This is a genomic window from Devosia insulae DS-56 (assembly GCF_000970465.2).
GTDB classification, from domain to species: Bacteria; Pseudomonadota; Alphaproteobacteria; order Rhizobiales; family Devosiaceae; genus Devosia_A; species Devosia_A insulae.
Genome location: NZ_LAJE02000113.1, coordinates 1 through 1,712, shown reverse-complemented (window position 1 = coordinate 1,712; position 1,712 = coordinate 1). Strand labels below are relative to the sequence as shown.

The 1,712-nt window shown below is 65.6% G+C and carries 3 protein-coding genes; 2 read left to right on the top strand and 1 reads right to left on the bottom strand.

Annotated elements, in window-relative coordinates; genetic code table 11:
* On the top strand, window positions 1–327 hold a 327-nt coding region (locus VW23_RS07325; RefSeq protein ID WP_141728258.1), incomplete at its 5' end, for a response regulator transcription factor.
* A 20-nt stretch (window positions 328–347) separates the two neighbouring features.
* Here the strand turns inward: VW23_RS07325 and VW23_RS29775 are convergent.
* On the bottom strand, window positions 348–755 hold the full coding sequence (locus tag VW23_RS29775) for an MFS transporter (protein ID WP_425285200.1): 408 nt from the start codon (window positions 753–755) through the stop codon (window positions 348–350).
* Between the two features lie 347 nt (window positions 756–1,102).
* On the opposite strand from VW23_RS29775, the gene VW23_RS29770 reads away from it, so the two are divergent.
* A complete protein-coding gene (locus VW23_RS29770; RefSeq protein WP_069908924.1) occupies window positions 1,103–1,504 on the top strand; it encodes a hypothetical protein in 402 nt (133 codons plus the stop codon).
* Window positions 1,505–1,712: the final 208 nt, after the last annotated feature.

The window sequence follows — 1,712 nt, the reverse complement described above, 5'->3', positions numbered from 1 at the left end:
TGCGAGTCGCATTTCGGCTTTTACGCCGCCCAGCCGATCGCCGACGAAAGCATCGAACTGCTCGCTTACGCCATGCGGGGCATCAAGTGGTTTCATCGCCAGCTGCTGATGAGCCATGGCCTGCTGCTCGCCTCCGCGCCGCTCACCCCCACCGAGCACAAGGTGCTGCAGCTGCTGCTCACCGAAGCCACCGAGAAGCGCGTCGCCCATCAACTCGGCCTCGCCGAATCCACCACGCACCAGCACGTCGTCGCCATTTTCAGGAAGTTCGGCGTACATAGCCGCGCCGGCTTGATGAGCCTGTGGTTTAACCGTCCTACGGCCTGACTACGCCCCGCTCCCGCTGTTCAGGTGGCTTGAACGGACAGCTTGGGCTGGACCCTTGGAGCCAGCAGCAGCACGCCGATCGCGAACGGAATAAGGCAGGCGAGGGCCCCGCGCAGGCCCACCATCCCAGCGATGAAGCCGACCACCGGTGGGCCGATGACGTAACCGGAAAAGCAGATCAACGACAGCGCGGCGATGTTCATGGCCGGGGAACGGCCGGGCAGTCGGGCTGCCGCCGTTACCGAGATCGGGAAGATCAGGGACGCAGCAAAGCCCATCAGCGCAAAGCCCAGCAACGCCGTCCAGACATGTGGCGCCGCCCAGATCACCGTCAGCCCGAGCAGGCCGGAAAGCCCGCAGCACCGTGCGAGAAAGACCGGCCCGAAACGATCGATCAGCCGGTCGCCTGTCAGCCGGGTGCCGGCCATGATCGCCGCGAAGATGCCGAACCCGGCGCCGGTGAGCTGCCTGCGCCCCATGTTCGGTCCGCAGATAGACCGCTGCCCAGTCCGCCATCGCCCCTTCGAGCACGCAGGCACAGAACGGCAACAGGCAAAGCATCAGCAGCGGCAGATCGGGCAGGGCGAGCGCCGGTCCAGGCGCCGACGAGATCGGGTTGTGCCCCAACTGGCGGGTCGAGACATAGGCCAGCGCCAGCAGCACCGGTGCGGCGACGGTCAGCGTGAGGTTTTCCTCGAGGTGAAACGCCAGCGCGAGGCTGCCCAGAGCAGCGCCGGTGAGGTTGCCAACGCTCCATAGCCCGTGGCAGCTCGACATGATGCGCTTGCCCAGCCGTGTCTCGATGGCATCCGCCGTTGCGTTCATCGCCACTTCGACGCCGGCGATGCCAGAGCCGAAGAAGAACAGGGCGATGGCGAAGCTCGGCAGGTCCCAGGCGAGCCCAGGCAGGACGGACGTGAGCGCCAGCCAGGCGAAGGTCAGGCGGATTGCGGCGCGTTCGGACAGCCGTGAGGTGACGAAGGTGCCCACCAGCGGCAGCGATGCCATGATGCCCAGCGGCAGCGCTGCCAGCGCCAGCCCGAGCTCGCCGACATCCAGTCCCAGGCGCACCTGGATATCTGGCAGGTGCGGCAGCCACTTGGCGATGATCAGTCCGTCGAGGAAGAAGATCAGTCGAATGGCGGCGATCGGCGACACTGCGAACCTCATCTACTGACCAGACGGGAACCTGGGCGGGGTGATGTGCGATGGTCGTCCACCAAGCGGTGGCGGAGCGTTCGGAGCGTTGCACAACATTGTTGGGCCAATGTTTGAAGTCGGCCCGGAGTTGGCCTGGCGGTCGGCGGAGCGGTGCTGCCGGCGCAAAACAAAAAAAGGGCGCCGAAGCGCCCTTTTCCAATTCAACTCATGCGTCCGTTCAGAAC